A 26356-nucleotide genomic window follows, 5' to 3' on the forward strand; every position below is an offset into this window, starting at 1 on the left:
CGCATTCCCGATGCGGCGCCGCTTGGTCATCACAATGGCGCGAAGGCGACGTGACCGCGGATCACGCGAAGGCGCCGTGACCGCGGGATCAGAACAGCGGCGGAATCTGGCCGACCTTGAACGGGCCGAGCAGCACGGCGCCGTCGGCGAATTTCAGCGGGAAGCTGCGCGCCTTCTTGCCCTCGAGCGTGCTCTCGGTGCCGATCGAATTGATGCCCGCGGCAACACCGGCATTGGCGTTCTGCTTGATGACCTTGCCGAGGCCGGGTACGGCACGGTCGAGCGCGCCGAACAGATTGTTGAGATCCTGCGTCTTCACGCCGGGCGCAACGCGATCGAGCGTTGCCTGGGGCACGCCCTCCTCCAGCATCTTCTCGATGCCGAGTGCCGGGATGACGCGTTCGAGGCCGGTCACCGTCATCTGCAATTCGCCGTCCAATCGGCCATTGGCCGACAGGCCCAGCGTACCGGCCGCGACCGCGATCATCTCGCCCTGCTGGATGCGCGACTGCACGATCTCGATATGGCCGCCGGCGGCCTGGATCTCGCGGAAGCGCTGCGGCCATGGTTTTGGCGTCAGATCCGACAGACCGGTGATCTTCGCGCGCGTGTCCGCTTCGAACGGCTCGGCAAGCAGGGGATGAACGCCTTGGATGCTGCCTTGCGAGACCTGGAGCACGGTCTCGATCACCGGATGAGCCGGCGTCGATCCGTCTGCGAGACGACCATGCAGCTCGATCTGCTTGGCGCGCGCGAGCGGCACCTGCACGCTGCCGTCAAGCCTGTTGAGGCTGGGATCGTCGAACACGATGGAAGCGCGCTCCGGCACCGCCGGCAGGCCGATCACGCTGCTGCGGCCCTTGCTCCAGTTCGCCACGAAAGTATTTTGCGTGACGCCGTCGACCAGCGTTGCCGGCGCGGAGAACTCGGCGATGACGTGCTTGGGATCGTAGACCTGGCCCACGACCAGGATGTTGTCGAGCTTGGCCGTGAACGGCGTCTTGCTCGCATTCTGCGAGACCAGGGCGACGCTGGCGCCGGAGCACTGCACCTCGAAGCGGAACGGGAAGCCCGCGATCGAGCGCTTGGCGCAATCATAGATGCGGCCAGCCTTGGCCTCCTGCGCGCGCCAGGCATCGACAGCGGTTGCGGCCTGCGAGGCCGCATAGAACCAGAAGCCACTCCAGGCGGCTGCAAGGATCAGGAGGAGGACGGGGGCAATGAAGATGCCCCAACGGGAGCGGCGGCGGCCGGCGGCAATGGTCATATCGGACATGCGGCGACCCTTTGGCCCCAGATTTTGTCAAATGTAAGCGAGGCTGGCCCCCGATAAAAGGCGGAGAATTCGCTTCGCTTGGGGCCTACCTTCTGGTAGCCGTGCCCGAAATGTCGGAAATCACCGTTCCCACCGTCACGACCGCCAAGGGCGACCTCTGGGTGTTCGGCTATGGCTCGCTGATGTGGCGGCCGGGCTTCGCATTCGAGCAGCGCGTCCCGGCGCGGCTGGTCGGCGAGCATCGCGCGCTCTGCGTCTATTCCTTCGTCCATCGCGGCACGCCGGAGCAGCCGGGCCTGGTGCTGGGGCTCGACCGCGGCGGCGCCTGCCGCGGCATCGCCTTCCGCGTCGCTGAGAAGAACCGTGCCGAGGTCGTCGCCTATTTGCGGGCGCGCGAGCAGGTGACCTCGGTCTATCGCGAGGTGATGCGCTCGGTGTGGCTGGAGAACGAAGCGCGCGAGCGCGTTAGTGCCCTCGCCTATGTCGTCGACCGCGGTCACGTGCAATATGCCGGACGGCTGTCGCTCGCCGACCAGCGCCGCCACGTGCTGCAGGGCCACGGCCAGTCCGGTGCCAACCGCGACTATGTGACGGCGACCGTGAAGGCGATCGAAGCCGAAGGCTTTCGCGACACGCAATTGCATCAGCTCGCGGTGATGCTGCATGGCGAGGCGCATTCGCTGCACGTTCAGGCTCCCGACGAGAACAAGGACAGCCGCTAGCTTCCCGACGGAGCATAGCTCGGCGAGGCGCCGATCAACTGCTCCTGCTCTTTCCGACCGGCCTCGATAATACGGCTGGTCTCATCCTCGATCGCTGACTGCACGCGCGTCAGAAACTCGTCCTTGGGCAGGCCCGGCGGCAGCGGATCGAGGAACTCGACGACCAGCGTGCCGGGATAGCGCATGAAGGTGCGGCGCGGCCAGAACAGGCCGGAATTGAGCGCGACGGGTAGGCACTGCACGCCGCAGGATGAATAGATCTGCGCAAAGCCGGTCTTGTAGTCCGGCGGCGCCCCCGGCGCGCGGCGCGTGCCCTCAGGAAAAATGACGAGCTGGCCGCCGCCGCGCACCGCCTCGCGCGCACGCCGTGTCATGTCCAGCAGCGCCTTCACGCCGGCATTGCGGTCGATCGCGATCATGCCTGTCTTGACCAGGAACTGACCGAACACTGGAATCTGCATCAGCTGGCGCTTGAGGATGAAGATCGGGCGATGGAAGAAGCCCGGCAGCACGAAGGTCTCCCAGAACGACTGGTGCTTCGCGACGATCACCAGCGGCCCTTGCGGAATCTTCTCGACCCCGCGGAATTCGACCTTGATGTTGCACACCACGCGCATCAGGAAAATCGTCGCCTTCGCCCACCAATCGGCCACCGTCAGCATGGCGCGCGGCGGCATCGCGAAGGTCGGCAGCGCCACGATCGCAAGGCACACCAGCACGGCATAGAACAGCACGTTGAACAGCAGCGAGCGCAGGAAAATCAGGAACATCAAGAATCCGATCAATTGACCTGTGCGGTGGCGGGCCGCCTGGATTGCAGGCCGAGAGGCTGCTCCGACATCTCGGGCGAAAGGTCAATCCCGAAATCTTCCAGCCGCACCCTCAGCTCGGCGGCGATGTACTTGACATATTCGGACAACAGCAGCCGCAGCGTGGAGGCCGAGGTCCACCACGGCTCCTCGCGCCATTTGTCACCGACCACCGCGAAAGGAACGAGTGTCGTCTCCGGCATCGCATGCGAGAATTCCACCAATGCGCGCGGCATGTGATAGTTCGACGTGACCACGATCAGCGATTTGAAGCCGCGGCGCTCGGCCCAGCGCCGCGCCTCCGCCGCGTTGCCGCGGGTCGTGAGCGCGGTGCGGTCGAGATCGACGCAGCAGGCCATGAAGGACTGGTTCTCCGGCAGCGTGCGGGAAATATCGCTCGCCGTCGAGGTCGGATGCACGCCCGATATCAACAGCCTCTTGCCGTAACCTGCCGCGAGCAGCTCCATGGCGTCCGAGACCCGCGAGGAGCCGCCGGTGAGGACCACGATGCCATCGGCCTTGCGGCTAGGCGCGATCTCGGCGCCGCGCAATTGCGACAGGAAGGCGACGAAGCCCGCTGCCGCACCGACAAGGGCGAACGCAATCGTCGACATCACGGTCGCGCGGAACCAGCCGCGCGGCAGTTTCGGCGATCGATCGTCGGTCGGCGAGGTCATGTGATGTCGGTGATCCCTTCCCCGGATGATTTTAAGACGTTTTGAGGCGATGTGGAGTCCGGTTTCTTCACCCTCTCCCCTTGTGGGAGAGGGAGAGGGTGGCTTTGCGAAGCAAAGCCGGGTGAGGGGTGTCTCTCCGCGAATTCATCTCACGATTGGCTTGCGCCGAGACATACCCCTCATCCGGCGCTTCGCGCCACCTTCTCCCACAAGGGGAGAAGGAAGACGAAGAAACTTCAATCCACGTCATTCAGCGTCGCGAACAGGGTCTGGCGCGAGGCGACCGCGGTGATGGCGCCGATCAGCACGGCCTGCACCGCGAGCACGACATAGCCCGAAGGCCGCAACGAGAACGTGCCGAGCAGCGCCGCAAACTGGTCGCCGACGGGGGTGCCGGAAAACCAGCCGGCGATCGACTCGGAGAAGCCGAACAGCAGCATGGCGACGCCGCCGCCGATGACGCCGCCCTCGAGACCGAGCCGGAGGAAGTGCCGCAGGAAGTGGTTGGCGATGTAGCGGTCGCCGGCACCGACGAAATGCAGCACTTCGACGATCGGGCGGTTCGCCGCCATCGCGCCGCGCGTCGCGAACGAGACCGAGATGATGGTTGCGACGATGACGAGTGCGAGGATGCCGATGCCAGCGAACACGGTGGCATTGGTCATCGAGCGCATCCGTTCGATCCAGGCTCGGTGATCGTCGACGCTCGCGCTCGGCGCCACTTGCGTCACACGGGCGCGCAAGCTCCCGAGATCGAGCGCCGTGCCCGGCTGCACCCGCGCGATGATCATGCGCGGCACCGGCAGATCGTCCATCGACAGGCCGGTGCCGAGCCAGGGCTCGAGCAGCTTGCCGCTCTCCTCCTTGGTGAACGGCTTGACCTCGACGATGCCGGCTTGCGCGCGCATCGCCTCGGTGACGGCAGACGTATCTCGCTCGATGTCGCGTCCGGATTGCGGGCGGACCTGAATGGTGATCTCGCTCGCGACATCCGATTGCCATTCGGCGGCCGAAGCGCTCACCAAAAGCACGGTGCCTGTCGTCATCGAGGCGAGGAACGTCATGATGGCGACGACGGCAACCAGCGCGCGGCCGTGGATCGAGGCGCGCGGCACGATCGGCGACAAATTGCGCGCCCTGGCCGGCAGCGGCGGACGCTCCTGTCCGAGATCGACCAATACGCCGCGCTCGTCGGTCCTACTCATAGACGTGCAGCCGTCCCTGATGCAGCACGAAGCGGCGCGCTTCGTACTGGTCCATCAGCGCGATGTCGTGGGTGGCGATGATGACGGCGGTGCCCGACTTGTTGAGCTCGATGAAGAGCCGCAGCAAGCGTCGCCCGAGCGTCGGATCGACGCTGCCGGTCGGCTCGTCCGCGAGCAGGAGCTGCGGCCGCGAGATCACCGCGCGTGCGATCGCCGCGCGCTGCTTCTCGCCGCCCGACAGGATCGGCGGCAGCGCGTCCATGCGGTCACCGAGGCCGACCCAGCGCAAGAGGTCGATGACCTCCTTGCGATAGCTGGATTCGCTGCGACCCATGACGCGAAACGGCAGCGCCACGTTTTCATAGGTCGTCATGTGATCGAGCAGGCGGAAATCCTGCAGCACGATCCCGATTCGCTTGCGCAAATCCGCGATCTCGTCCTTGCCGAGTTGCGAGATGTCATGCCCAAACAGATTGACGAGGCCGCGCGTCGGCCGGTGCGACAGGAACAACAGGCGCAGCAGCGACGTCTTGCCGGCGCCGGACGGGCCGGTGAGGAACTGGAAGGAATGCGCCGGGATCTGGAAACTGAGGTCGCGCAGGATCTCCGGCCCCAGGCCGTAACGCAATCCGACATTTTCGAACCGAACCAAAGCTCAGCTCCGTTCGAGGGGACGTAACGCCGCATCATCAGCGAGGCTTCGCCGCATGCGATCAAGGGGTTGTGCGACCGTTATGGTTTCCGGTTCGTTAACGGTCGCCCTGTAGCATCCCCGGCAGCATCCTTAGAAGTCCCTTCTCGGGAGAACCGGAGGGTTCCCCCGCGGCAAGGTCATCGTCGAGGCCGTCCATGCATATCGTCTGCCCCCATTGTATGACATCCTACGCCATCAAGCTTGCGAGCCTTGGGGCCAATGGGCGGACGGTCCGCTGCTCCCGCTGCAAGAAGACCTGGATCGCCCATCCGGAGGACGCCATCGAGGAGGCCGCCGTGCCGGCCATGGCCGCGGCCAGCCAGGCCGACGACCAGTCCGACCTCGCCGAGCAGTGGAATACCTACGCCAAGGACGATAGCGCCACCGAGACGCCTGTGGTCGACAGCCCCTCGATCGCGAGCGATTGGCCGACCGAGGATGCCACGGAGGCTGAGGACGAATGGTCCGCAGCGGCCCGGGCTGCGGAAGAAGAAGTCGTCGGTGTCCAGCACCAATCCTGGTTCCGCGGCCTGTTCAGCCGTCGCGGCGCCAAGGTGAGCCGGCCGAAGCCCGCCGCCCCCCCGCGCAAATCCTATTACGGCCTGCCAATCGCCTGCGCCGCCATGGGCGCGCTGGTGCTGGCGCTGGTGATCTGGCGCGGCGACATGGTCCGCCTGCTGCCGCAGACCGCGGCCTTCTACAAGCTGGTCGGGCTGGACGTGAACCTGCGCGGGCTCGCCTTCAAGGACGTCAAGCTCTCGACCGAGACCGTGGACGGTAAGCAGGTGCTGGTGATCGAGGGCGTGATCGTCGGCCAGGGCAAGAAGCCGCTCGATATTCCCAGGCTCCGTTTTGCGGTGCGCGACGCGCAGGGCGCCGAGATCTACGCTTGGAATTCCGTGCTGGAGCAGACCGTGCTGCAACCCGGCGAACGCGCCTTCTTCCGCTCGCGCCTCGCCTCGCCGCCGCCGGAGGGGCGCAATATCGACGTTCGCTTCTTCAACCGGCGCGACATCGCCGGCGGCAGCGTATAATCAGCCTGTAGAGTCCCGCACGGGAAGGTTGGTCCCATGCCAAAAGTGTTGATCGCCGACGACGAGGATTCGATGCGCCAGCTGGTGGCGCGCGCCATCGCCATGGACGGTCACGAGACCGTCACCGCACAGGACGGCGCCGAGGCGCTGGAGATCCTGACCCGCGAGGACGGCGCGTTCGATCTGTTGCTCACCGATATCCAGATGCCCGTGATGGACGGCATCGCGCTCGCGCTCTCCGCCGCGCGCGATTTTCCCGATCTGACGATTTTGCTGATGACGGGCTTTGCCGACCAGCGCGAGCGCGCCTCGAACTTGAATGCGCTGGTGCATGACGTCGTAACCAAGCCGTTCTCGGTGGCGGACATCCGTACGGCGGTGGCCGATGCGCTTGCGGCGAAGAAGGGGTGAGGCCGTAAGCAGCGCAAGCTCGTGATCCGTCATCCTGAGGCGCGAGGAGCGTAGTGCGATCAGCACTGCGCTCAGAGCCTCGAAGGATGAACGGCCGAGATGCAGACGGGCCGTCGCCCTTCGAGGGCCGCTGAAGAAGCGGCCACCTCAGGGTGACGGTGATGGAATCTCTCCGCGAAGGGATTCTGGATTGCTTCGCTGCGTTCGCAATGACAGAGGGCGCGGCTTAGAGCGTAGCCCTCAAAAGTCCTTCAGCAGCCGCTCGATATAATCGAGCTCGATCTGCGGGCGCGAGGGGTCGCCGAGGCGGCGGCGGAGCTCTTCGAGGATGCGGCGGACGCGCTGGACATCGATCTCCCCGGGGATCTTGACCGTGTAATCGTCGCCGAATTCGTGGCCATGCAGCGGGCGGCCGAGCGGGTCGGTCTGGTTGCCGCCGCTCTGCTGACGACCGGCGCGGTTGCCGGGACCATCGCCCTGACCGTCGCCGTCACCCTGCTGCATCGCCTCGGCCATCTTCTGCGCACCCTTGCGCATCGCCTCTAGCGCCTTGCCCTGGGAATCCACCGCGCCGTCGGCATTGCCGTCGCCGAGCTTCGAGCCCGCATCGCCCATGGCGTTGTCGGCGGAATCGAGCCCGCCGTCATCATCACCCTGGTCGGCATCCTGGTCGCCGTCCTGACCTGATTGCGCCTGGTCGCCTTGCTGACCCTCCTGGCCCTTCTGTCCCTGTTGGCCTTTCTGGCCCTTCTGCGAGAGGCCGCGCTTGGCCATTTCGTCCTGGAGCTTCTTCAGGCGATCGCGCAGGGCCTGCTGGTCCTGCTGCAGGTCCGACATCGACTGGTCGCCCTGCTGCTGCTTGCCGCGCATGCGATCGCGCCGGGAATCCTGGCCCTGCTTGTAGGTCTTGTCGCGCAATTGCTGCTGCTTGCGGATCATGTCGCCGAGCTCGTTGAGCGCCTGCTCCATGTCGCTCTCGCCGGACTGTCCCGGCTGCGCCATCTGAAGGCCCTCCAGCATCTGCTGGAGCTGGTCGAGCAGCTGCTTGGCCGCATCCTTGTCGCCCGAGCGCGACAGGCGCTCCATGCGGTCGATCATGTTCTGCAGGTCCTGCTGCCGCAGGATCTTGGTGTTGGGATCGAGCGGCCGCGCCAGATTCTGCGCGTCCTTGTTGTTGCGGAACTGCTCGGCGAGCTGACGCATGAAATTGTCCAGCGCCGCCCGCAGATCCTGCGTGAGCTTCTTGATCTCCTCGTCGCTGGCGCCGCGGTCCAGCGCCTGCTTCAGCGCGTCCTGCGCTGCGCGGAGCGCCTTTTCGACGTCGGAGATGTTGCCATCCTCGATTGTCACCGCGAGCGCCCACATGCTCGCCACGACCTCACGCAGCGCATCGTCGGTTCGTGCCGCCTCGAGCTGGCGGGTGACGCTGTAGAGACCGAGATACTGCCCCGTCTCCTGCGTGAACAGTTCCGGCGCGATCATCAGGGCGTCGAGCGCGGTGTAGACGTCGGAATTCTTGTTGGCGTCGAGCGCGAGGATGCGGCGCTGCTCGATCAACGCGCGGGCGAGTGGCTTGGTGAACAGCCGCTCGGGCAGGCGCATGTTAAACGGTTCGCTGCGAGCCTCGTTGCCGGCCTCGTCCTTGGCGGTGAGCGTCAGCGTGACATCGGCACCGGCATAGGGATCCTCGCTGAGATCCTTCACCGTCTGGCCGACACCGTTACGGGTGCGGGCGTTGGGCAGCACCAGAGGAAATTGCGGCGGCTGGAACAGCGGCCGTGCTGCAGTCTTGGTGTCGCCCTTGTTGCCGCTTTTGGCTTCGCCGTCCTTGCCGGCATCATTGCTGCGCGCCGCAACTTGGGCTTCGGCACCGGTGACGCCGTAATCATCTTCGATCTTATAGACGAGCTGGAGCGCGCCGCGTGCCTGGCGCTCCGGATCCTTCGCGAGCGCGATCGTCGGCGGGCGGTCCGGCGTCGCGGCAAAGGCCCATTGCGGCTGACCCGACGGCGCACGGACATGCGCGGTGCCATCGCCGGTGATGGTGAAATGCTTTTCGTTGGTGCCCTTGGGCGCTGCTTCCTTCGGCTCAGCCTCCTTGAGGCCGCCGGAGACCACGACGTCCAGGCTGCCGCCGGACGAGCGCACGATCAGGGTCGAACCGGCCGGAACGGCAAGCGGGCCGGAGGCGGGAAGCGCCGCAGCCTCCTTGTTGGCGGCCGACAGGATCACCGGCGGCTTTCCGGTGTAGAGCGGTGGCGTGACCCAGGCGTCGACGCGGATATTGGTCGGCGCCAGCACGCCGTTCCAGTCGAACGCCGCGCCGAGCCGCAATCCGCGCTCGTCGCCGGCCGCAAAGAAGGTCGCGACCAGCATCACCATCACCAGCGCGCGCAGCGCCCAGGGATCGTGGATGGCGAGGCGCGGGTGCGGCAAACCGGCACGGATGCGCTTGAGCGAGGCCAGCGTGCGCTCGCGTTGCGCCTGCCAGAGCGCCAGCGCCACCGGATCCTGCGAGGTCAGCGTGTCCGTCAGCGTGGTGGCAGGACGATGGCGAATGCCCGAACCGCGGTCGAGCCGGGCGAGCGCCTCCTCGCGGCTCGGCCAGCGAAACCGAATCAGCGGGAACAGGGCGGCAACCGCTACCGCTGCAAAAATAACGAGGCCGATGGCACGGGCGACAAAGGGCAGCGCCAGCCAGAGACCGGCCCAGGACACCACCAGAAACAGGCCGGCAACGGTCAGAACACGCGCCAGACCGGGCCAGGCACGCTCCCACGCGATGGCATAGGTGGACCGCTCGAGGGCCTGCGTCAGCTTCAACCGCGACAGAGCATCGCCAGCGCGGGTCGGGTCTGACGGGTCGGGGGTGACGCCGTTCAATCAACTCTCCAGGTTGCCCGGTGGAGCGAAGCGTACCACAACGGCAGCACTGAGGCATCCGTTCCTGTACGGGAGACACCCCTTTTCCCGCATAACACGAGGACGTGACTGGCGAGGGGCAACCCCGTAATTTCCGCGCATCCCAAGAGGAAAGAACAAGGAAACACCATGGACAAGAAGATGCACGACAAGGGCCTAGAAGTCCGCAAAGCGGTACTGGGCGAGGCCTATGTCAACAACGCGCTCAAGAACGTCGACGATTTCAACCGTCCGTTCCAGGAGATGCTCAACGAATATTGCTGGGGCACAGTGTGGGGCCGCGAGGAGCTGCCGCGCAAGACCCGCAGCATGCTCAACATCGCGATGATCGCGATCCTGAACCGCCAGCATGAATTCCGCGCGCACCTGAAGGGCGCGCTCACCAACGGTGTCAGCCGCGATGAAATTCGCGAGATCCTGATGCAGGTGGCGATCTATGGCGGCATGCCAGCCGCCGTCGACAGCTTCCGCATCGCGCGCGAGGTGTTCGCGGAGATTGACGGGAAGGCGTGAGGGGTACGCCAATCTCCGCTGTCATCCCGGACAAGCGCAGCGCCGATCCGGGATCCATAACCACAGGGAGATGTGGTTATGGAGACTCGGAGTGACCGCCTTCGCACAATGACCCCTCCCTGTGGTTATGGATCCCGGATCTGCGCGCGCTTGAGGCGCGCTTGTCCGGGACGACAGCGGGGATGGAGCAATTCACAACAAGAAACAAGAAAGCAGGAAACACCATGGACATCGGATTCATCGGCCTCGGCAACATGGGCTTCCCGATGGCGCGGCGGCTGATTGAGGCGGGCCACAAGCTCGTCGTGTTCGACACCCGCAAGGAAGCCGTCGACCAGCTCGTCGCGCGCGGCGCGCGTGCTGCGACGTCGCCAAAGGACGTTGCCGACAAGGTCGAGACCGTGATGGCGAGCCTGCCCTCGCTAAAGTCTTCGCTCGAGGTCGCCACCGGCGCGAACGGCGTGATCGAGGGCAGCCGCGTAAAACGCTTCATCGATCTCTCGACGGTCGGCTCGGCGATGGCGGCGAAGATTCACGGCCTCCTGGCCAAGCGCAACATCGTGCAGATCGACTGCCCGGTGTCGGGCGGCGTCGGCGGCGCCGAGAAGGGCACGCTGGCGGTGATGGTCTCGGGGCCAAAGGCTGAGTTCGAACTGCTCAAGCCTGTTCTCGACGTGATCGGAAAGGTGTTCTTCATCGGCGAGAAGCCGGGCGCCGCGCAGACCATGAAGCTCGCCAACAATTTCCTTTCGGCGACCGCCATGGTGGCGACGTCGGAAGCCGTGGTGATGGGCGTGAAGGCGGGGCTCGATCCCGCCGTCATGATCGACGTGATCAACGCGGGCTCGGGCATGAACACCGCGAGCCGCGACAAGTTTCCGCGCGCGGTGCTGCCGCGCAGCTTCGACTTCGGCTTCGCCACCGGGCTGATGGTGAAGGACGTCCGGCTGGCGCTGGAGGAGATGAAGCAGCTCGGCCTGTCGATGGAGGTCGCGGACGCGGTCGGACGTCTCTGGGAGACCGTGATCGCAGTGGAAGGCGCCGAGTCCGATTTCACCGCGGCGATCAAGCCGATCGAGAAGAAGGCCGGCGTCGTGGTCGGCGGCAAGACGGGGGGATTGGCGGGGAAGTAATCACGCCATCACAACCAAGGCGCGCGCTCGTCGTTTTTACTCGGGGCATCGCTTCATCCTTGAGTTGCAATCCTTGTAAGCTATCCTGTCCTCGCTACAAGCCTGCAAAAAATCAGGGAGGACGGAATGAAGCGTCATCGACACCTGCTTGTCGGTGCGACCACGGCCCTGTTTGCCTGTGTCGCACTCGCCAGTTCGCCAGCAACGGCGAGCCAGTGCACCAATCTTCTATCGCTACAATTCCAGCATACGGTGATCAATTCGGCGGAAGACAACACGACCGGCACCTTCGTGCCGCCTGGCGCGAGCCCGATCACCGGCCTTCCCGCGTTCTGCCGCGTCACCGCAACGCTGATCCCCAGTTCGGACTCCGCGATCAAGATCGAGGTCTGGCTGCCCGAGACCACCTGGAATGGCAGGTTCCTCGGCACCGGCGGCGGCGGTTTCCAGGGCGTGATCACCTATAACGAGCTCGCCATCGGCATCCAGGCCGGCTTTGCCGCGACCAACAGCGATCTCGGCACCGGAACGTCAGGATGCAATCCGCTGTTCTGCGGTTCCGCAGGCAACATGGGCAACCTACTCGCCACCGAATTCGGCGATCCGACGACGCCGTCGACCGGCCTGTTCGGGCATCCCGAGCGGATCAAGGATTTTGGCTACCGGGCGATCCATTTGATGACGGAGCGAGGCAAGGAGATCGCGAGCGCGTTCTATGGCCATCGATCGCAACGCGCCTATTTCGCCGGCTGTTCCACCGGTGGCCAGAACGCCCTGATGGAGGCGCAGCGGTTCCCCAACGATTATGACGGCATCCTCGCTGGTGCTCCCGCCTTCAATCGCACCCACCTGCATATGGCCGGACTCTATGGCTGGCAGAACGCACATGCGAGCCCCGCGCGGGCCATCCAGCCCGGCCAGATGACGCTGATCAACCAGGCCGTGCTCAAGCAATGCGTCGGGCAGGACGGCGGCGCCAAGACGGATCAGTTCCTGACCGATCCGCGCGACTGTCATTTCGATCCAAAGATCCTGCTCTGCACCGGCGGCAACGCGCCGCCTGCCTGCCTGACCTCCGATCAGGTCACGACCATGCAGCGCTATTACGCCGGCACGATCGATCCGGTGAACGGGCAACTCGTCAATCCGGGCTCCGAGCGCGGCAACGAGACCGACGACATCCTCGCCCTCGGCCTCGCCTTCCAGGAGCAACTGCCCGAGCCGGCTTTCGACGGCCTGTTCTACTGGGTGTTCGGCCCGAGCTTCGGCTATCCCTCGAGCGCGACCAACTATGCCAATTTCGATTTCCACCACGACATCGACAAGGTCGATGACAAGCTCGCCGCGGTGCTGAACGCGACCAGCACCGATCTCGGCGACTTCCGGGCACATGGCGGCAAGCTCTTGATGTACCACGGCTGGGCCGACCCGCTGATCCCGTCGCAGAGCAGCATCAACTACTTCCTCGCACTGGTCGGGAACGAGGGTCAGGGCGTGCAGCCGGTCGGCTTCTTCGGTGGCAATCCGGCGCTGCGACGCACGCAGAGCTACGCGCGGCTGTTCATGGTACCCGGAATGTATCACTGCTCTGGCGGACCCGGCCCCAACACGTTCGATGCGCTCACGCCGCTGGTCAAATGGGTCGAGGGCGGCATCGCGCCGCAGACGATTCTCGCCACGAAATTCGTGGCCGATACGCCTCCGGCGGTGCAGATGACCCGGCCGCTCTGCGTCTTCCCTGAAGTCGCGAAGTACAACGGCAGCGGCGACGCCAACAACGCCGCGAACTTCACCTGCGTTACCGACGAAAACGACTTCAACCAGAAGCCGGCTCCGAAATACGGACCGTGACGCGACGTGGCGTCGGCGAGTTCAAGCTCGCCGACGTCCTCACAGCCACGGTGCCGGCGTGTCCATCGCGATCAGCTGCTCGACCTCGATGCGCGGGCGCACCACCGCATATTGATCGCCCTTCACCAGCACCTCAGGCACCAGCGGCCGCGTGTTGTAAGTGCCGGCCTGCACGGCGCCGTAGGCGCCTGCGGTCATGATGGCGATGAGATCGCCCGGCTTCGGCGCCGGCAGCGTGCGGTCGAGCGCGAGATAGTCCCCGGTCTCGCAGACCGGGCCGACCACGTCGGCCATGATCGTCGCCGCGCCCTGTGCCGGCTGCGTCACCGGCAGGATGTCGTGATGCGCCTCGTACAGCGTCGGGCGGATCAGGTCGTTCATGGCGGCGTCGATGATGACGAAATTCTTGCCGTCGCCGTGCTTCACATAGATCACCTTGGCGACGAGGATGCCGGCATTGCCGACGATCATGCGGCCGGGCTCGAACATCAGCGTGCAGCCGAGATTGTGGCTGACGCGCTTGACCATCGCGGCATAGGCGTCCGGCGCCGGCGGCGCCTCGCGATCCATGTAATAGGGAATGCCGAGCCCGCCGCCGAAATCGACGTGGCTGATATTGTGGCCATCGCTACGCAGCGTCTGCACGAATTCGGAGAGGATGCGGAACGCCGTCTCCATCTTGGAGAGGTCGGTGATCTGGCTGCCGATATGAACGTCGGTGCCTGTGACCGCGATGCCGGGCAGCTTCGCTGCGCGGGCGTAGACTTCGCGGGCGTGTACGATGGGAATGCCGAACTTGTTCTCGGACTTGCCGGTCGAGATTTTTGCATGCGTGCCGGCGTCGACGTCGGGATTGACGCGGATGGAAATCCGCGCGGTCTTGCCCATCTCGGTTGCGAGGCGCGACAGCAGTTGGAGTTCGGGCTCGGATTCGACGTTGAGGCAGAGGATGTCGGCGGCGAGCGCGGCGCGCAGTTCGCCTTCCGTCTTGCCGACGCCGGAGAACACGATCTTGCTGGCGGGAATGCCGGCGGCGAGCGCGCGCTTCAGCTCACCACCGGAAACGACGTCGGCGCCGGCCCCCAGCTTCGCCAGCGTGCGCAGCACCGACTGGTTGGAATTCGCCTTCATGGCATAGCAGACCAGCACCTTCTCGCCGGCAAAGGCATCGGCGAAGACGCGGTAGTGCCGCTCCAGCGTCGCGGTCGAATAGCAGTAGAACGGCGTGCCGACCGTTGCGGCCAGCTCGGACAGGTTCACCGCCTCGGCGTGCAGCACGCCGTTGCGGTAGTCGAAATGGTTCATGGCGTTGGCTCAGCTATGCCGGCGTATTACCTGCGTTCGTCCAGGAGCGGATCGAGGATAAACGATTTCTTCCTGCCCTTGGTCGCCGCCGGCGGCGCGTCCGCGCCATAGGTCGGATTGAACACGCTCGGCGTCTTCTGGGCTTCGGTCTCGGTGTCGGTGGGCGCGGCGACGTTGGCCGTGGACGCGCTGGAGGCGGTCGGCGGCAGGTCGAGCGGGCCCCTTCGGCCGCAGCCGGCGAGCGCAAGCGCCGTCAGGCTAAGGACAATGATGGCCCACCCCGAGCCGGCCGGGCGAAACTTTGACGTCACGACGAAATCCCCACGATGCGGCCGCACCATACAGAGGTTGTCCTCCTCTGGCGAGTGCCGGAAGGCCACGGAAGGCCGGCGAAATTTCGGCCCTCAGCCCAATTTTCGCTCTTTTTCCAGCCGCTTGGCCCAGGCCTTGGCCTGCGCCGTCACGTTCTTCGGCGCGGTGCCGCCGAAGCTGGTGCGGCTCTTGACCGAGGATTCGACCGAGAGCACGCCGAGCACCTCTTTGGTGATCCTGGGCTCGATTGCCTGCATCTCCTTCAGCGGCAGCTCATGCAGCGCCACGCCACCCTCAGCCGCTTTTGCGACGATGCGGCCGGTGACATGGTGGGCCTCGCGGAACGGCATTTTCAGCGTCCGCACCAGCCAATCGGCGAGATCGGTGGCGGTGGCGTAGCCCTCGCCCGCAGCAGCCTTCATCTTGGCTTCGTCGGGCACGAGATCGCGGACCATGCCGGTCATGGCGCGGATCGCCAGCGACAGCGCGGCAAAGCCTTCCATGGCGCCCTGCTTGTCCTCCTGCATGTCCTTTTGATAGGCGAGCGGCAGGCCCTTCATGACGATCAACAGGCCGTTGAGCGCGCCGATGACGCGGCCGGTCTTGGCGCGCACCAGCTCAGCAGCATCAGGATTGCGCTTCTGCGGCATGATTGAGGAGCCGGTGGTGAACTTGTCGCTGAGGCGGATCAGGCCGACCAGCGGCGAGGTCCAGATCACGATTTCCTCGGCAAAACGCGACATGTGCACGGCGCAGATCGAGGCCGCCGACAAGGTCTCCAGCACGAAGTCGCGATCAGAGACCGCATCCAGCGAATTCGCCATCGGGCGATCGAAGGCCAGCGCCTTCGCGGTGGCGTGACGGTCGATCGGGAACGAGGTCCCGGCGAGGGCAGCGGCCCCGAGCGGGGATTCATTGAGCCGCTTGCGCGCATCCTGGAAACGGCCGCGATCGCGCGCGGCCATCTCGACATAGGCGAGCAGGTGATGGCCGAACGTGACGGGCTGCGCGGTCTGCAGGTGCGTGAAGCCGGGCATAACGGTTCCGGCATGCTCCAGCGCGCGCGCCACCAGCGCCTGCTGGAACGCAGCGAGCGCCGCATCGGTCTCGTCGACGATGTCGCGGACATAAAGGCGGAAATCGGTCGCGACCTGGTCGTTGCGCGAGCGCGCGGTGTGCAGGCGGCCGGCGGCCGGGCCGATCAGCTCCGACAGGCGGCTCTCGACATTCATGTGAATGTCCTCGAGCGCGCGCTTGAACTCGAAACCACCCTTGCCGATCTCTAACAAAATCGTGTCTAGACCCTTGCCGATATTTTTCGCATCAAAGGCCGTGATGATGCCGTTCGCGGCAAGCATCGCGGCGTGGGCCTTGGACGCGGCAATGTCCTGGGCGAAGAGGTGACGATCGACGTCGATGGAGACGTTGATCTCTTCCATGATCTCATCGGGACGCTCCGAGAACCGGCCGCCCCACATCTTGTTGCTCATGATCCCCTGCTCACGCCTTGCTTTGCCGCATGTTTGCTGGCGAGGGCCAGCCGTATTAAGAGGCCCCTGATAGCCATATCTGCGACCGGATGACAAACGATATGCTCGACCAGAAGCCCTCCGCCACGCGCCGCATCCCCATCGTCATCGCCACCGTGGTGGTCGGTGGGCTGGCCGGCTTTGCCGCGCTGTATGGGCTCGGCCTGAGCCGGGCCCCGTCGGGCGATCCGGCCTGCCGGGCGGCGGTGGCCACGGCCCAGAAGATTGCCCCGCTCGCCCATGGCGAGGTGGCAGCGCTGACCATGGCCAGCGCCCCCCTGAAGCTGCCGGACCTCACCTTCGAGGACGCCGACGGCAAGCCGAGGAAGCTGTCGGATTTCCGCGGCAAGACCCTGCTCGTCAACCTCTGGGCCACCTGGTGCGTGCCCTGCCGGAAAGAGATGCCGGCGCTGGACCAGCTCCAGGCTAAGCTATCGGGCCCAAATTTCGAGGTGGTGGCGATCAATATCGACACCCGCGACCCCGAGAAGCCGAAGAATTTCCTGAAAGACGGCAATTTGACTAGGCTTGGCTATTTCACCGACCAAAAAGCCAAGGTTTTCCAAGATCTTAAATCGATAGGTCGGGCCCTAGGCATGCCGACGTCGGTGCTGGTCGACCCACAGGGATGCGAGATTGCGACCATTGCGGGGCCGGCGGAATGGGCGAGCGATGACGCGCTCAAGCTGCTCCGCGCCGCGCTGGGCCCGGCTGCTGCGTCGCTTTAGGCCGAGATATTGAGATTGCCGCCGACGCCCGGGCCGACATTGGCGAGCGAGGGTTGACCGGCGCCGAGCAGCGTCAGGACGGCGGATTTCTCCGCATCAGCGTTCTGCTTCATCAGCGTCGCCGAAATGTTCGACTGCAGCGCGCCCTGCTGAGAGGCCAGCATGGTGCTGACCATCGCCATCGTGTCCATTACGCAAACCCTCGTATCGGCGGCAGCCTAGGCGCGGATGGGTTAACGCGACATGAATTGTCGCACGGCCAAGGTGCCGCACCGCGCCTTAGCGCGTCGGAACCGGCTTGGCGCCCCGATAGTCGTAGAAGCCGCGCTGAGTCTTGCGGCCGAGCCAGCCGGCCTCGACATATTTCACCAGCAGCGGGCACGGCCGGTACTTCGAGTCCGCGAGCCCTTCATGCAGCACCTGCATGATCGACAGGCAGGTATCGAGGCCGATGAAATCGGCCAGCTCCAGCGGCCCCATCGGATGGTGCGCACCAAGCTTCATCGCCGCATCGATTGCCTCGACATTGCCGACGCCTTCATACAGCGTGTAGATCGCCTCGTTGATCATCGGCAGCAGGATGCGGTTGACGATGAAGGCCGGGAAATCCTCGGAGACAGCGACCTGCTTGCCCAGCTTGGCGACGAATTCCTTGGACGCCTCGAAGGTGGAATCGTCGGTGGCGATGCCGCGGATCAGCTCCACCAGCTCCATCAGCGGCACCGGATTCATGAAGTGAATGCCGATGAACCGCTCGGGCCGGTCGGTGGCGGCGGCAAGGCGGGTAATCGAGATCGAGGACGTGTCGGAGGCGACGATCGCCTCCGGCTTCAAGATCGCGCAGAGGTCGTGGAAGATCTTGCGCTTGACCTCTTCCTTCTCGACCGCGGTCTCGATCACGAGGTCGCAATCGGCGAGATCATCAAGCTTCTCGGCGAGCGAGATGCGCGCCATCGCCTTGTTCTTGTCGTCCTCGGTGACGCCCTTCTTGGAGACCTGGCGCGCCAGATTGCCATTGATGGTGGCCATGCCTGACTTCAGGCGGTCGGCCGAGACATCGTTGAGCACCACATCGAAGCCGGCCAGGGCGGCGACATGCGCGATGCCGTTGCCCATCTGACCCGCGCCGATCACGCCGACCTTCTTGATTACTGCCGCCATAATGTCATCCACCGGAACGGCGCGCATATCGCGCCCTGCCTATCCCCTGAGCCGGGAGGTCTGATTTGACCAGGAGCCCGATTTAATCAGAACCCGGGCTCGAAACCTAGATTGGATCGCTTCGAAGGCGTGCCCCACGCCAAAGAAAACGCCTCAGAAATGAAACACCGGCCGGAGTTTATACCTCCGGCCGGTGTTTTTATCGCGTTTTACTTGCCGAGCTTGCCGAGTTCGTCGGTCAGCTCCGGAACCGCCTGGTAGAGGTCGGCGACAAGGCCGTAATCGGCCACCTGGAAGATCGGCGCGTCCTCGTCCTTGTTGATCGCGACGATCACCTTGGAGTCCTTCATGCCGGCCAGATGCTGGATGGCGCCGGAAATGCCCACCGCGACGTAAAGCTCGGGGGCCACGACCTTGCCGGTCTGGCCGACCTGCCAATCGTTCGGCGCATAGCCGGCGTCGACCGCCGCGCGCGAGGCACCGACACCGGCGCCGAGCTTGTCGGCGAGCGGCTCGATGTACTTGGCGAAGTTCTCGCGGCTCTGCATGGCGCGGCCACCGGAAACGATGATCTTCGCCGAGGTCAGCTCGGGACGATCGCTCTTGGCGACCTCCTCACCAACGAAGGTCGACAGGCCGGGATCGGCCGCAGCAGCGACACTCTCGATCGGCGCGCTGCCGCCGGCAGCTGCCGCCGCGAAGGTCGAGGTACGGACCGTGATGACCTTCTTGGCGTCCTTCGACTTCACCGTCTGGATGGCGTTGCCGGCATAGATCGGACGCTCATAGGTGTCGGGCGCGACCACCTTGATGATCTCCGAGACCTGCATGACGTCGAGCAGCGCAGCGACGCGCGGCATCACATTCTTGAAGCGCGAGGTCGCGGGCGCGACGATCGCGTCATAGGACGGGGCCAGCGAGACGATCAGCGCGGCCAGCGGCTCGGCGAGATCGTGAGCATAGGCCTCGCCTTCGGCGACCAGCACCTTGGCGACACCAGCGAGCTTCGAGGCCGCCTCGGCCGCAGCCTTGGTGCCCTGCCCGCCGCCGGCGACCAGCACGTGGACGTCTCCGCCGAGCTGGGAGGCCGCCGTCAGCGCCTTGTTGGTGGAGTCCTTGAGGACTTCGTGTTCGTGTTCGGCAATCAACAGCGCAGTCATCAGAGCACCCCGGCTTCGTTCTTGAGCTTCGACACCAGCTCGGCGACGTCCTTCACCTTGACGCCGGCCTTGCGGCCCGCGGGCTCAGTCGTCTTCAGAACTTCGAGGCGCGCAGTGACGTCGACGCCGTAATCGGCGACGGCTTTGTCCGCGATCGGCTTCTTCTTGGCCTTCATGATGTTGGGCAGCGATGCATAGCGCGGCTCATTGAGACGCAGATCGGTGGTGACGATCGCCGGTCCCTTGAGCTTGACGGTTTGCAGGCCGCCGTCGACTTCGCGGGTGACCTTGAAGTCCGAACCTTCGACCTCGAGCTTCGAGGCAAACGTCGCCTGCGACCAGCCGAGCAGCGCAGCCAGCATCTGGCCGGTCTGATTGCTGTCGTCGTCGATCGCCTGCTTGCCGAGAATGATCAGGCCGGGTTGCTCTTCTTCAGCAACCTTCTTGAGGATCTTGGCGACGGCGAGCGGCTCGACGGTGCCTTCGGCCTTCACCAGGATGCCGCGATCGGCGCCCATGGCAAGACCGGTGCGGATCGTCTCCGACGCCTGCGCCGGTCCAATGGAGACCACCACGACTTCGGTCGCCTTGCCGGCTTCCTTCAGACGCAGAGCTTCCTCGACCGCGATTTCGTCGAAGGGGTTCATCGACATCTTGACGTTGGCGAGTTCAACGCCCGATCCATCGCCCTTGACGCGGACCTTGACGTTGTAATCGACCACCCGCTTTACCGGCACTAAGACCTTCATCGATCCTCTTTCACTCAATTTGGGAGGGGGGTATTCAACTGGCGCGGAACCTAAAGGCCTGATCAGGCCCGGTCAACGCGCGACAGGGCCAAATTTTAGCCCCCTGAAATGCTGATCTCAATGGGGTCCGCGCCCCCTCGGGGTCAGCGATTCTGGCCCGGAACCCAGAGCACATCGCCGGCGCCGTTCTGGTTGGTGGCGCGGCTGGCCACGAACAGCAGGTCCGACAGGCGATTCATATACTGGATACCAGCGGCGCCGACCGGCTCGCCGGGCTGGGCCGCCAGTTCCACCATCACGCGTTCCGCCCTGCGGCAAATCGTGCGCGCGACGTGGAGGTAGGCTGCGGCCGGCGTGCCCCCGGGGAGCACGAACGAGGTGAGCGGCGCGAGCTTGTCGTTGAGCGCGTCGATGTCGTGCTCAAGCCGCTCGACCTGGCTCGCCACCACCCGGAGCCGTTCTGCCTTGCCTTCACGTTCGGGCACCGCGAGATCGGCGCCGAGGTCGAACAGATCGTTCTGGATGCGGCCGAGCATTGCGTCGAGCTCGGGCGCATCCTTGGTGTGAAGCCGCACCACGCCGATCGCGGCATTGGTCTCATCGACGGTGCCATAGGCTGCGATGCGCAGATCGTATTTCGGACGGCGCTCGCCTGACCCGAGCGCTGTCGTGCCGTCGTCACCGGTCTTCGTATAGATGCGGTTCAATACGACCATGTCAGCGCCCCATCGCCCAGACGGCGACCATAGCAATGACGATCGCGATGAACTGAAGCAGCACGCGCCAGCGCATCAATTTCTGCGAGGTGTTGGGCGAGCCGCCGCGCATCATGTTGACGAGACCGAGCAGCAACACCACCGCAACGGCGGCCACGGCGATCGGCAGGATGAAAGTACTGAGGAGAGATGCCATTTGAGGGTGATAACACCGAGTGCGGCGCTCCGCCATGGCGTTCCCAATCTGGCTTTTGCGCCGAGAATATCAGATGGTAGCCGGATGATTTCCGATCTGCGTTCATCGCCGGCTTTCTTTGCCTCTCCCCGCGTGCGGGGAGAGGGAGCCGCAGCAACGACGTAGGTGGCCCGTGAAAGCCATCCGCACCATCTACGTCATCGTGGAAGACGCCTTCTACACGTTCCTTGCCGACGACGGCTGGGCGATCTCGAGCCATATCGCGCTGTCGACGCTGATGGCGCTGTTCCCGTTCCTGATCGTGCTGACCTCGCTGGCCGGCTTCTTCGGCTCCAAGGAGCTCGCCGACCAGGCAGCCGGGCTGATGCTCGAAGTCTGGCCGAAACAAGTGGCCGACTCGCTGTCCGGTGAGATCCATGACGTGCTGACCACCACCCGCACCGGCGTGCTGACGATCGGCGCGGTGCTATCGGTCTATTTCGCCTCGAACGGCGTCGAGGCACTCAGGGTCGCGCTCAACCGCGCCTACGCGGTGGTGGAGATGCGGCGCTGGTACTGGCTGCGGCTGGAATCGATCGGCTATACGCTGGTTGCGGCCTTCACCGCACTCGCCATGGCGTTCCTGATCGTGCTCGGCCCGCTCTTCATCGAAGCTGCGCGGCGCCACATTCCGCTATTCGTCGAATCCAACGAAAGCATCCTCACCTGGCTGCGCTACGGCATCACCATCGGCGCGCTGGTGGTGGCGCTGTTCATCCTGCATGCCTGGCTGCCGTCGGGACGGCGCAGCTTCTTCCAGATCCTGCCCGGCATCGTCTTCACCATGGTGGCGTCGCTGATCTCGGGCATCGTGTTCGGCCAATATCTGGCGCGCTTCGCCAACAATTACGTGACGATGTATGCGGGGCTCGCCTCCGTGATCATCGCGCTGGTGTTTCTGTATTTCATTGCCGCGATCTTCGTCTTCGGCGGCGAGCTCAACGCCGCGATCATCAAGTCGCGACTTCCTCACGGCGTGTCGCTTCAAGCAGCGCAGTCGCTAAAGCCCGAGGGGACACAGGCTTGACGAGGAAGGCGTCGGCGCCGGCCTCCCGCGAGGCCGCCTCGTCCTCGCCACGACCGGACACGCCGATGATCGGGATCCGGGCCAGCGGCGTCTGCATGGCGCGGATTCGCCTGATGGCCTCGACACCGTCGATGCCCGGCAACACCATGTCCATCAGCACCGCATCAAAGCCGCCCTGCGCGAGCCGGCTCACCGCGTCCTCGCCGCGCCCGATGAACTCGGCATGATGCCCGAGCTCGGTCAGGATCGTGTTGAGCACGACGCGGCCGAATGGATTGTCCTCGACGCTGAGCACGCGCAGCGCCGCCAGCGCCTCCGTCCCGCCGGCTTCGGTCTTGCGCGACTTCGCCGGCCCTGCCGCATCGAGCGTAACGGTCAGGGTGAAGGTGGCGCCGCCGCCACGCCGCGGCGCGACCGTGATGTCCCCGCCCATCGCGCGCGCCAATTGCTTGACCGAGGACAGACCAAGCCCGGCGCCACCAAAGCGCGAGGCGATGGTGACATTGGCCTGGGTGAACGGACGGAACAGCCGCTTGATCTCGGCCATGGTCAGGCCAATGCCGCTGTCGGAGACCGAGAAGGCGACGCCGACCCGGCGCTTGCCCTTTTCTTTGCCCTTGTCTTTGCCCTTGCCGCCAGCCTTGCCCTTGGCGGGACGCCATAGCGCGGCCGAGATCGCGACGCCGCCGTGCTCGGTGAACTTGACCGCATTGTCGATCAGATTCTCGAGTGCGGCGCGAAGGCGAACGGGATCGCCGACCACGAGGCCCGGGAGCTTGTCGGAGATATCGACCTCGGCCTGAAGGCCCTTGGCAGCGGCGCGACCGGCGAGCGAATCGCCGGTGCTGCGGGCGAGCGCGCGCAGATCAAACAGATCCTGCCGTAGCGTGCCGCCGCTCTTGCCAGCGCCGTTGCCGGTCCTGGCGGCATCGACGAACAGCGTGGCGAGGTTCGCCAGATGCTCGGCACCGGCCTTGATTGTGTCGGCCCAACGCCGCTCCCGCTCGCCAAGGTCGGAGGTCGAAAGCAGATCGCTGATCGCCAGAATGCCGGTCAGGGGGGTGCGGACCTCGTGGGCGAAGGCTGCGAGCGCCGCCTGGATCACGTCAGGCGCGACATCCCCCGTGCTGCGCTTGCGCACTTTGCCGACCGCCCCGGACCGCTTCCGAGGCGGTTGCCTGGACTTTCGCGTGGTGCGCGCTGCGCGCGTTGTCGCCGCCATAAACCTCTTCGAACCCCCGGGCTCAAAGGCGAGCATGGCACGGCGGCCACCCCGGAGTCACGGCGCTGCTGTGCTAACCCCCAGAGAAACTTAGCCTAATCCCACAGCCGTGCGGACACCGGCAGGCGAGGTGCCGGCCGTACGCAACTCCCGCAGGCCGGTCGAGCGATCCGATTTCGAGAGCTTCCGGCCATCGGTGCCGCGAATCAGGCCGTGATGGCGGTAGATGGGCTCGGTCAGGCCGAGCAAAGCCTGAAGCAGGCGGTGAACCGAGGTGGCGTGAAACAGGTCCTGGCCACGCACGATCTCGGTCACGCCCTGCAGCGCGTCGTCGACCACCACGGACAAATGATAGCTGGTCGGCGTCTCCTTGCGGGCCAGGATCACATCGCCCCACGCCTCGGGGCGCGCGAGGACCCGCCCTTGCTCGCCGTCAGGCCCCTCACCCAGCTCGTTCCAAGTCAGACCGGAGACCTGCCGGCAGGCCGCCGCCATGTCGAGGCGCAAGGCGTAAGGCGCGCCGCTGTCGATCAGCTGCGCCCGCTGCCCCGCGGACAGTGATTTGGCATTGCCGGGATAAAGCGGCGCGCCGTCGGGATCACGTGGCCATGGCCCATCCGCCTCGCGCGCGGCGACCAGCTTTGCGATCTCGGCGCGGCTTTCGAAGGATGGATAGACGAGACCCAGCGCGGAGAGCTTTTCCAGCGCGGCGCTATAGTCGGCCAGATGCGCGGACTGCCGCCGCACTGGCGCCTCCCATGCGATCCCGAGCCAGGCGAGGTCTTGGTAGATCGCAGCCTCGAACTCCGGCCGGCAACGCGTCGCGTCGATATCCTCGATGCGCAGCAACAGCCGTCCGCCGGTCTCTCGCGCGCGGTCAAAGTTCAGCAGCGCGGAATAAGCGTGGCCGAGATGCAGGTAGCCGTTCGGGCTGGGGGCAAATCGGAAAACGGGTGGCGGCATTGGCAAAGATCTCGTCATGGCCAGGCTCGGCGACCTGTCATTCCGGGGCGGTCCGCAGGGCCGAACCCGGAATCTCGAGATTCCGGGTTCGATGCTTCGCATCGCCCCGGAATGACGGAGTAAGATATTCGCTACTGGGTCAAGCCCGCGCATGACAAGTTGAGCAACAATGACCATCCACCTCGAAACCCAATCCGACCTCGAAGAGGCGATCCACGCCTTGGTCAAGCGCGATCCGCGCCTCAAGCCCGTGCTCGAGATCGCCGGCATGCCGGCGTTGCGGCGACGCGAGCCGGGCTTTGCAGGATTGGCGCATATCGTCTGCGGGCAACAGTTGTCGACCGCGAGCGCGGCGGCGATCTGGGGACGGCTGTCCACGGCCTTCGATCCGTTCGACCATGAGGCGGTGCGCCGCGCCCGCACCGACCGGCTGGGACGCCTCGGCCTGTCCGCGGCCAAGATCAAGACCCTGAAACATCTCGCGCGCGAGATCATCGACGAGCGGCTGAACCTCGACGTGCTCGCCGAGGAAGATGCCGATGCCGCGCATCACACGCTGATCTCGCTGCCGGGCATCGGGCCGTGGACGGCCGACGTCTATCTCTTGTTTTGCCTCGGCCATGGCGATGCCTGGCCCGCTGGCGACCTCGCCGTGCAGGAGGGCATCAAGATCGGCCTCGGCCTGAATGCGCGGCCGACGGAAAAGCAGATGGCGCCGCTCGCCGAACCCTGGCGTCCCCTGCGTGGCGCAGCCGCACATCTGTGGTGGAGCTATTACCGCGCGGTGAAGAAGCGCGAGGGCGTCATCGCCGGCGAAGCGAACGCCGTTTCAAACAATGTTGCTGTTGCAAAGCGCGCAGCCGTCAAGAAGATGCCGGCACGGAAAAAACCGGGACCGTCACCATGACATCCACCGACTTCGTCGTCGCACGCAACGATCTCGAGCAATGCAAGCTGATCGAGACCGCCCTTCCAGATGCAGCACACTTGCCCGCGGATGCGCTCCTGGTGAAGGTCGAGCGCTTCGCGTTCACCGCCAACAACATCACCTATGCGGTGATGGGCGACGAGCTGAAATATTGGCAGATCTTTCCGGCGCCGCAGGGATTTGGCAACATCCCGGTGTGGGGTTTCGGCGAGGTCATCGCCTCGCAACATCCAGGCGTCGCCGTGGGCGAACGGCTGTTTGGCTATTTCCCGATGGCGACGCATCTCGTCATCGAAGCCGCAGATGTCAGCAAGCGTGCACTTCGCGACGGCGCCGAACATCGCAAGCAGGTCTCGCCGGTCTATAATCTGTATACGCGCGTCACCGGCGATCCCGCCTTTGCCGGACATCAGGGCGATCTTCAGGCGCTGCTGCGGCCGCTGTTCATGCTGTCGTTCCTGGTCGACGATTTCCTCGCGGAGAACGACGATTTCGGCGCACGCAGCGTGCTGCTGTCGAGTGCATCGAGCAAGACCGCGTTCGGGCTCGCTCATCTCCTGCACAGCCGCGGCCGCAAGGTGATCGGGCTGACCTCAGCGAACAATGTCGGATTCGTCCGCTCGCTGCCCTGTTACGACGACGTCGTCACCTATGACCGCGTCAATTCGCTACCGACCGACAAGCCGGTTGCGTTCGTCGACATGGCCGGCAGCAGCGCGTTGCGGGCCAAGCTGCACAACCATTTCGGCGCGCAGATGGCTTGCTCGGTGCGCGTCGGCCTGACGCATCGCGCCACCGACGCAGACGAAGGTGCCTTGCCCGGCGCAAAGCCGCGCTGGTTCTTCGCGCCAGACCACATCCGCAAGCGCGCCAAGGATTGGGGTCCCGGCGGCATCGAGCAGCGTTTTGGCGCGGCATGGTCGGGCTTCGCGCCGCTAGTGGAGCGATGCCTGAGCGTGGTCGAGAGCCGCGGCCCCGACGCCGTGCGGCAGGTCTATCTCGACACGTTGAAGGGGCGCATTCCGCCGGAGCAGGGCCACATGCTCTCGCTGCTCGGGTAAAGCGCTTTTGACA

General features: G+C 65.1%; 27 protein-coding genes. 10 read left to right on the forward strand and 17 right to left on the reverse strand.

From position 1 onward, the window contains the following. Window positions 1-88: 88 nt before the first annotated feature. Window positions 89-1276, reverse strand: coding sequence for a DUF2125 domain-containing protein (locus tag Q0687_RS33065; protein WP_298886236.1), 1188 nt, complete (start codon window positions 1274-1276; stop codon window positions 89-91). Between the two features lie 110 nt (window positions 1277-1386). On the opposite strand from Q0687_RS33065, the gene Q0687_RS33070 reads away from it, so the two are divergent. After that, window positions 1387-1998 carry a gamma-glutamylcyclotransferase gene (locus tag Q0687_RS33070; RefSeq protein ID WP_298886239.1) on the forward strand — a complete coding sequence of 204 codons (612 nt, stop codon included), beginning with the start codon at window positions 1387-1389 and terminating at the stop codon, window positions 1996-1998. Here Q0687_RS33070 and Q0687_RS33075 read toward each other — a convergent pair. The 4 genes from Q0687_RS33075 to ftsE all read right to left on the reverse strand — a co-directional run bounded on the left by Q0687_RS33075 (window position 1995) and on the right by ftsE (window position 5341). Beyond that, complete coding sequence (locus tag Q0687_RS33075; RefSeq protein ID WP_298886242.1) at window positions 1995-2768, reverse strand: lysophospholipid acyltransferase family protein; 774 nt, start codon at window positions 2766-2768, stop codon at window positions 1995-1997. The two genes, Q0687_RS33070 and Q0687_RS33075, sit on opposite strands and share 4 nt — an antisense overlap. Before the next feature lie 11 nt (window positions 2769-2779). After that, window positions 2780-3484 carry a YdcF family protein gene (locus Q0687_RS33080; RefSeq protein WP_298886244.1) on the reverse strand — a complete coding sequence of 235 codons (705 nt, stop codon included), beginning with the start codon at window positions 3482-3484 and terminating at the stop codon, window positions 2780-2782. Window positions 3485-3720: 236 nt separating this feature from the next. After that, on the reverse strand, window positions 3721-4689 hold the full coding sequence (locus Q0687_RS33085; protein ID WP_298886247.1) for an ABC transporter permease: 969 nt from the start codon (window positions 4687-4689) through the stop codon (window positions 3721-3723). After that, entirely contained in the window at window positions 4682-5341 is a 660-nt protein-coding gene (gene ftsE, locus Q0687_RS33090) for a cell division ATP-binding protein FtsE (protein ID WP_128954174.1), read from the reverse strand. The genes Q0687_RS33085 and ftsE overlap by 8 nt, the downstream gene beginning before the upstream one ends. A 197-nt stretch (window positions 5342-5538) precedes the next feature. On the opposite strand from ftsE, the gene Q0687_RS33095 reads away from it, so the two are divergent. Beyond that, window positions 5539-6417 carry an MJ0042-type zinc finger domain-containing protein gene (locus Q0687_RS33095; RefSeq protein WP_298886252.1) on the forward strand — a complete coding sequence of 293 codons (879 nt, stop codon included), beginning with the start codon at window positions 5539-5541 and terminating at the stop codon, window positions 6415-6417. 36 nt (window positions 6418-6453) lie between these two features. Beyond that, the gene (locus Q0687_RS33100; protein ID WP_128954176.1) at window positions 6454-6828 is read left to right on the forward strand and encodes a response regulator; all 375 of its coding nucleotides are present in this window, start codon (window positions 6454-6456) and stop codon (window positions 6826-6828) included. Between the two features lie 240 nt (window positions 6829-7068). Here the strand turns inward: Q0687_RS33100 and Q0687_RS33105 are convergent, their stop codons facing one another. Further along, window positions 7069-9711 (reverse strand): TIGR02302 family protein, encoded by a 2643-nt coding sequence (locus Q0687_RS33105; RefSeq protein WP_298886262.1) that lies wholly within the window; start codon window positions 9709-9711, stop codon window positions 7069-7071. 168 nt (window positions 9712-9879) lie between these two features. On the opposite strand from Q0687_RS33105, the gene Q0687_RS33110 reads away from it, so the two are divergent. The 3 genes from Q0687_RS33110 (at window position 9880) to Q0687_RS33120 (ending at window position 13247) form a co-directional block, all read left to right on the forward strand. Continuing rightward, window positions 9880-10263, forward strand: a complete 384-nt coding sequence (locus Q0687_RS33110; RefSeq protein WP_014491654.1) for a carboxymuconolactone decarboxylase family protein — start codon at window positions 9880-9882, stop codon at window positions 10261-10263. A gap of 224 nt (window positions 10264-10487) precedes the next feature. Next, window positions 10488-11396: an NAD(P)-dependent oxidoreductase gene (locus Q0687_RS33115; protein WP_298886277.1), complete on the forward strand. Its 909-nt coding sequence runs from the start codon at window positions 10488-10490 to the stop codon at window positions 11394-11396. A gap of 126 nt (window positions 11397-11522) precedes the next feature. After that, a complete protein-coding gene (locus Q0687_RS33120; protein WP_298886279.1) occupies window positions 11523-13247 on the forward strand; it encodes a tannase/feruloyl esterase family alpha/beta hydrolase in 1725 nt (574 codons plus the stop codon). Window positions 13248-13286: 39 nt separating this feature from the next. On the opposite strand, the gene lysA is transcribed toward Q0687_RS33120, so the two are convergent. The 3 genes from lysA to argH form a co-directional block, all read right to left on the reverse strand. Further along, window positions 13287-14552, reverse strand: a complete 1266-nt coding sequence (gene lysA, locus Q0687_RS33125; RefSeq protein WP_298886283.1) for a diaminopimelate decarboxylase — start codon at window positions 14550-14552, stop codon at window positions 13287-13289. A gap of 26 nt (window positions 14553-14578) precedes the next feature. Next, window positions 14579-14863, reverse strand: a complete 285-nt coding sequence (locus Q0687_RS33130) for a lipoprotein (RefSeq protein WP_298886286.1) — start codon at window positions 14861-14863, stop codon at window positions 14579-14581. 93 nt (window positions 14864-14956) lie between these two features. Beyond that, window positions 14957-16354, reverse strand: a complete 1398-nt coding sequence (argH, locus tag Q0687_RS33135; protein WP_298886289.1) for an argininosuccinate lyase — start codon at window positions 16352-16354, stop codon at window positions 14957-14959. A 101-nt stretch (window positions 16355-16455) separates the two neighbouring features. On the opposite strand from argH, the gene Q0687_RS33140 reads away from it, so the two are divergent. Next, the gene (locus tag Q0687_RS33140; protein WP_298886292.1) at window positions 16456-17121 is read left to right on the forward strand and encodes a TlpA disulfide reductase family protein; all 666 of its coding nucleotides are present in this window, start codon (window positions 16456-16458) and stop codon (window positions 17119-17121) included. On the opposite strand, the gene Q0687_RS33145 is transcribed toward Q0687_RS33140, so the two are convergent. The 6 genes from Q0687_RS33145 to Q0687_RS33170 all read right to left on the reverse strand — a co-directional run bounded on the left by Q0687_RS33145 (window position 17118) and on the right by Q0687_RS33170 (window position 21103). Beyond that, window positions 17118-17312, reverse strand: coding sequence for a putative motility protein (locus Q0687_RS33145; RefSeq protein WP_212234002.1), 195 nt, complete (start codon window positions 17310-17312; stop codon window positions 17118-17120). The genes Q0687_RS33140 and Q0687_RS33145 overlap by 4 nt on opposite strands. A gap of 88 nt (window positions 17313-17400) precedes the next feature. Continuing rightward, window positions 17401-18282 (reverse strand): 3-hydroxybutyryl-CoA dehydrogenase, encoded by an 882-nt coding sequence (locus Q0687_RS33150; RefSeq protein WP_298886302.1) that lies wholly within the window; start codon window positions 18280-18282, stop codon window positions 17401-17403. A 209-nt stretch (window positions 18283-18491) separates the two neighbouring features. After that, window positions 18492-19442, reverse strand: coding sequence for an FAD-binding protein (locus tag Q0687_RS33155; RefSeq protein WP_298886305.1), 951 nt, complete (start codon window positions 19440-19442; stop codon window positions 18492-18494). Further along, window positions 19442-20191, reverse strand: coding sequence for an electron transfer flavoprotein subunit beta/FixA family protein (locus Q0687_RS33160; RefSeq protein ID WP_188099936.1), 750 nt, complete (start codon window positions 20189-20191; stop codon window positions 19442-19444). The genes Q0687_RS33155 and Q0687_RS33160 overlap by 1 nt, the downstream gene beginning before the upstream one ends. A gap of 143 nt (window positions 20192-20334) precedes the next feature. Beyond that, window positions 20335-20907: a cob(I)yrinic acid a,c-diamide adenosyltransferase gene (locus tag Q0687_RS33165; protein ID WP_298886310.1), complete on the reverse strand. Its 573-nt coding sequence runs from the start codon at window positions 20905-20907 to the stop codon at window positions 20335-20337. A 1-nt stretch (window position 20908) separates the two neighbouring features. Continuing rightward, the gene (locus tag Q0687_RS33170) at window positions 20909-21103 is read right to left on the reverse strand and encodes a twin transmembrane helix small protein (protein WP_057746671.1); all 195 of its coding nucleotides are present in this window, start codon (window positions 21101-21103) and stop codon (window positions 20909-20911) included. A 172-nt stretch (window positions 21104-21275) separates the two neighbouring features. Between Q0687_RS33170 and Q0687_RS33175 the strand changes: the two genes are divergently transcribed. Continuing rightward, a complete protein-coding gene (locus tag Q0687_RS33175; protein ID WP_298886329.1) occupies window positions 21276-22169 on the forward strand; it encodes a YihY/virulence factor BrkB family protein in 894 nt (297 codons plus the stop codon). Here the strand turns inward: Q0687_RS33175 and Q0687_RS33180 are convergent. Beyond that, window positions 22096-23391 carry an ATP-binding protein gene (locus Q0687_RS33180; RefSeq protein WP_298886332.1) on the reverse strand — a complete coding sequence of 432 codons (1296 nt, stop codon included), beginning with the start codon at window positions 23389-23391 and terminating at the stop codon, window positions 22096-22098. The two genes, Q0687_RS33175 and Q0687_RS33180, sit on opposite strands and share 74 nt — an antisense overlap. A 90-nt stretch (window positions 23392-23481) precedes the next feature. Further along, window positions 23482-24354, reverse strand: a complete 873-nt coding sequence (gluQRS, locus tag Q0687_RS33185) for a tRNA glutamyl-Q(34) synthetase GluQRS (protein ID WP_298886335.1) — start codon at window positions 24352-24354, stop codon at window positions 23482-23484. Window positions 24355-24523: 169 nt separating this feature from the next. Between gluQRS and Q0687_RS33190 the strand changes: the two genes are divergently transcribed. Together Q0687_RS33190 and Q0687_RS33195 are read left to right on the forward strand one after the other, a co-directional pair. Next, the gene (locus tag Q0687_RS33190) at window positions 24524-25261 is read left to right on the forward strand and encodes a DNA-3-methyladenine glycosylase (RefSeq protein ID WP_298886337.1); all 738 of its coding nucleotides are present in this window, start codon (window positions 24524-24526) and stop codon (window positions 25259-25261) included. Continuing rightward, complete coding sequence (locus Q0687_RS33195; RefSeq protein ID WP_298886340.1) at window positions 25258-26343, forward strand: DUF2855 family protein; 1086 nt, start codon at window positions 25258-25260, stop codon at window positions 26341-26343. The genes Q0687_RS33190 and Q0687_RS33195 overlap by 4 nt, the downstream gene beginning before the upstream one ends. The last annotated feature ends 13 nt before the right edge of the window (window positions 26344-26356 follow it).

The sequence above is a fragment of the uncultured Bradyrhizobium sp. genome (assembly GCF_936928535.1).
GTDB lineage: Bacteria > Pseudomonadota > Alphaproteobacteria > Rhizobiales > Xanthobacteraceae > Bradyrhizobium.

Coding starts and splice junctions, on each gene's coding strand:
- Q0687_RS33065 (WP_298886236.1), bottom strand. CDS start 1,276: ATGTCCGATATGACCATTGCCGCCGGCCGCCGCCGCTCCCGTTGGGGC.
- Q0687_RS33070 (WP_298886239.1), top strand. CDS start 1,387: ATGTCGGAAATCACCGTTCCCACCGTCACGACCGCCAAGGGCGACCTC.
- Q0687_RS33075 (WP_298886242.1), bottom strand. CDS start 2,768: ATGTTCCTGATTTTCCTGCGCTCGCTGCTGTTCAACGTGCTGTTCTAT.
- Q0687_RS33080 (WP_298886244.1), bottom strand. CDS start 3,484: ATGACCTCGCCGACCGACGATCGATCGCCGAAACTGCCGCGCGGCTGG.
- Q0687_RS33085 (WP_298886247.1), bottom strand. CDS start 4,689: ATGAGTAGGACCGACGAGCGCGGCGTATTGGTCGATCTCGGACAGGAG.
- Q0687_RS33095 (WP_298886252.1), top strand. CDS start 5,539: ATGCATATCGTCTGCCCCCATTGTATGACATCCTACGCCATCAAGCTT.
- Q0687_RS33100 (WP_128954176.1), top strand. CDS start 6,454: ATGCCAAAAGTGTTGATCGCCGACGACGAGGATTCGATGCGCCAGCTG.
- Q0687_RS33110 (WP_014491654.1), top strand. CDS start 9,880: ATGGACAAGAAGATGCACGACAAGGGCCTAGAAGTCCGCAAAGCGGTA.
- Q0687_RS33115 (WP_298886277.1), top strand. CDS start 10,488: ATGGACATCGGATTCATCGGCCTCGGCAACATGGGCTTCCCGATGGCG.
- Q0687_RS33120 (WP_298886279.1), top strand. CDS start 11,523: ATGAAGCGTCATCGACACCTGCTTGTCGGTGCGACCACGGCCCTGTTT.
- lysA (WP_298886283.1), bottom strand. CDS start 14,552: ATGAACCATTTCGACTACCGCAACGGCGTGCTGCACGCCGAGGCGGTG.
- argH (WP_298886289.1), bottom strand. CDS start 16,354: ATGAGCAACAAGATGTGGGGCGGCCGGTTCTCGGAGCGTCCCGATGAG.
- Q0687_RS33140 (WP_298886292.1), top strand. CDS start 16,456: ATGCTCGACCAGAAGCCCTCCGCCACGCGCCGCATCCCCATCGTCATC.
- Q0687_RS33145 (WP_212234002.1), bottom strand. CDS start 17,312: ATGGACACGATGGCGATGGTCAGCACCATGCTGGCCTCTCAGCAGGGC.
- Q0687_RS33150 (WP_298886302.1), bottom strand. CDS start 18,282: ATGGCGGCAGTAATCAAGAAGGTCGGCGTGATCGGCGCGGGTCAGATG.
- Q0687_RS33155 (WP_298886305.1), bottom strand. CDS start 19,442: ATGACTGCGCTGTTGATTGCCGAACACGAACACGAAGTCCTCAAGGAC.
- Q0687_RS33160 (WP_188099936.1), bottom strand. CDS start 20,191: ATGAAGGTCTTAGTGCCGGTAAAGCGGGTGGTCGATTACAACGTCAAG.
- Q0687_RS33165 (WP_298886310.1), bottom strand. CDS start 20,907: ATGGTCGTATTGAACCGCATCTATACGAAGACCGGTGACGACGGCACG.
- Q0687_RS33170 (WP_057746671.1), bottom strand. CDS start 21,103: ATGGCATCTCTCCTCAGTACTTTCATCCTGCCGATCGCCGTGGCCGCC.
- Q0687_RS33180 (WP_298886332.1), bottom strand. CDS start 23,391: ATGGCGGCGACAACGCGCGCAGCGCGCACCACGCGAAAGTCCAGGCAA.
- gluQRS (WP_298886335.1), bottom strand. CDS start 24,354: ATGCCGCCACCCGTTTTCCGATTTGCCCCCAGCCCGAACGGCTACCTG.
- Q0687_RS33190 (WP_298886337.1), top strand. CDS start 24,524: ATGACCATCCACCTCGAAACCCAATCCGACCTCGAAGAGGCGATCCAC.
- Q0687_RS33195 (WP_298886340.1), top strand. CDS start 25,258: ATGACATCCACCGACTTCGTCGTCGCACGCAACGATCTCGAGCAATGC.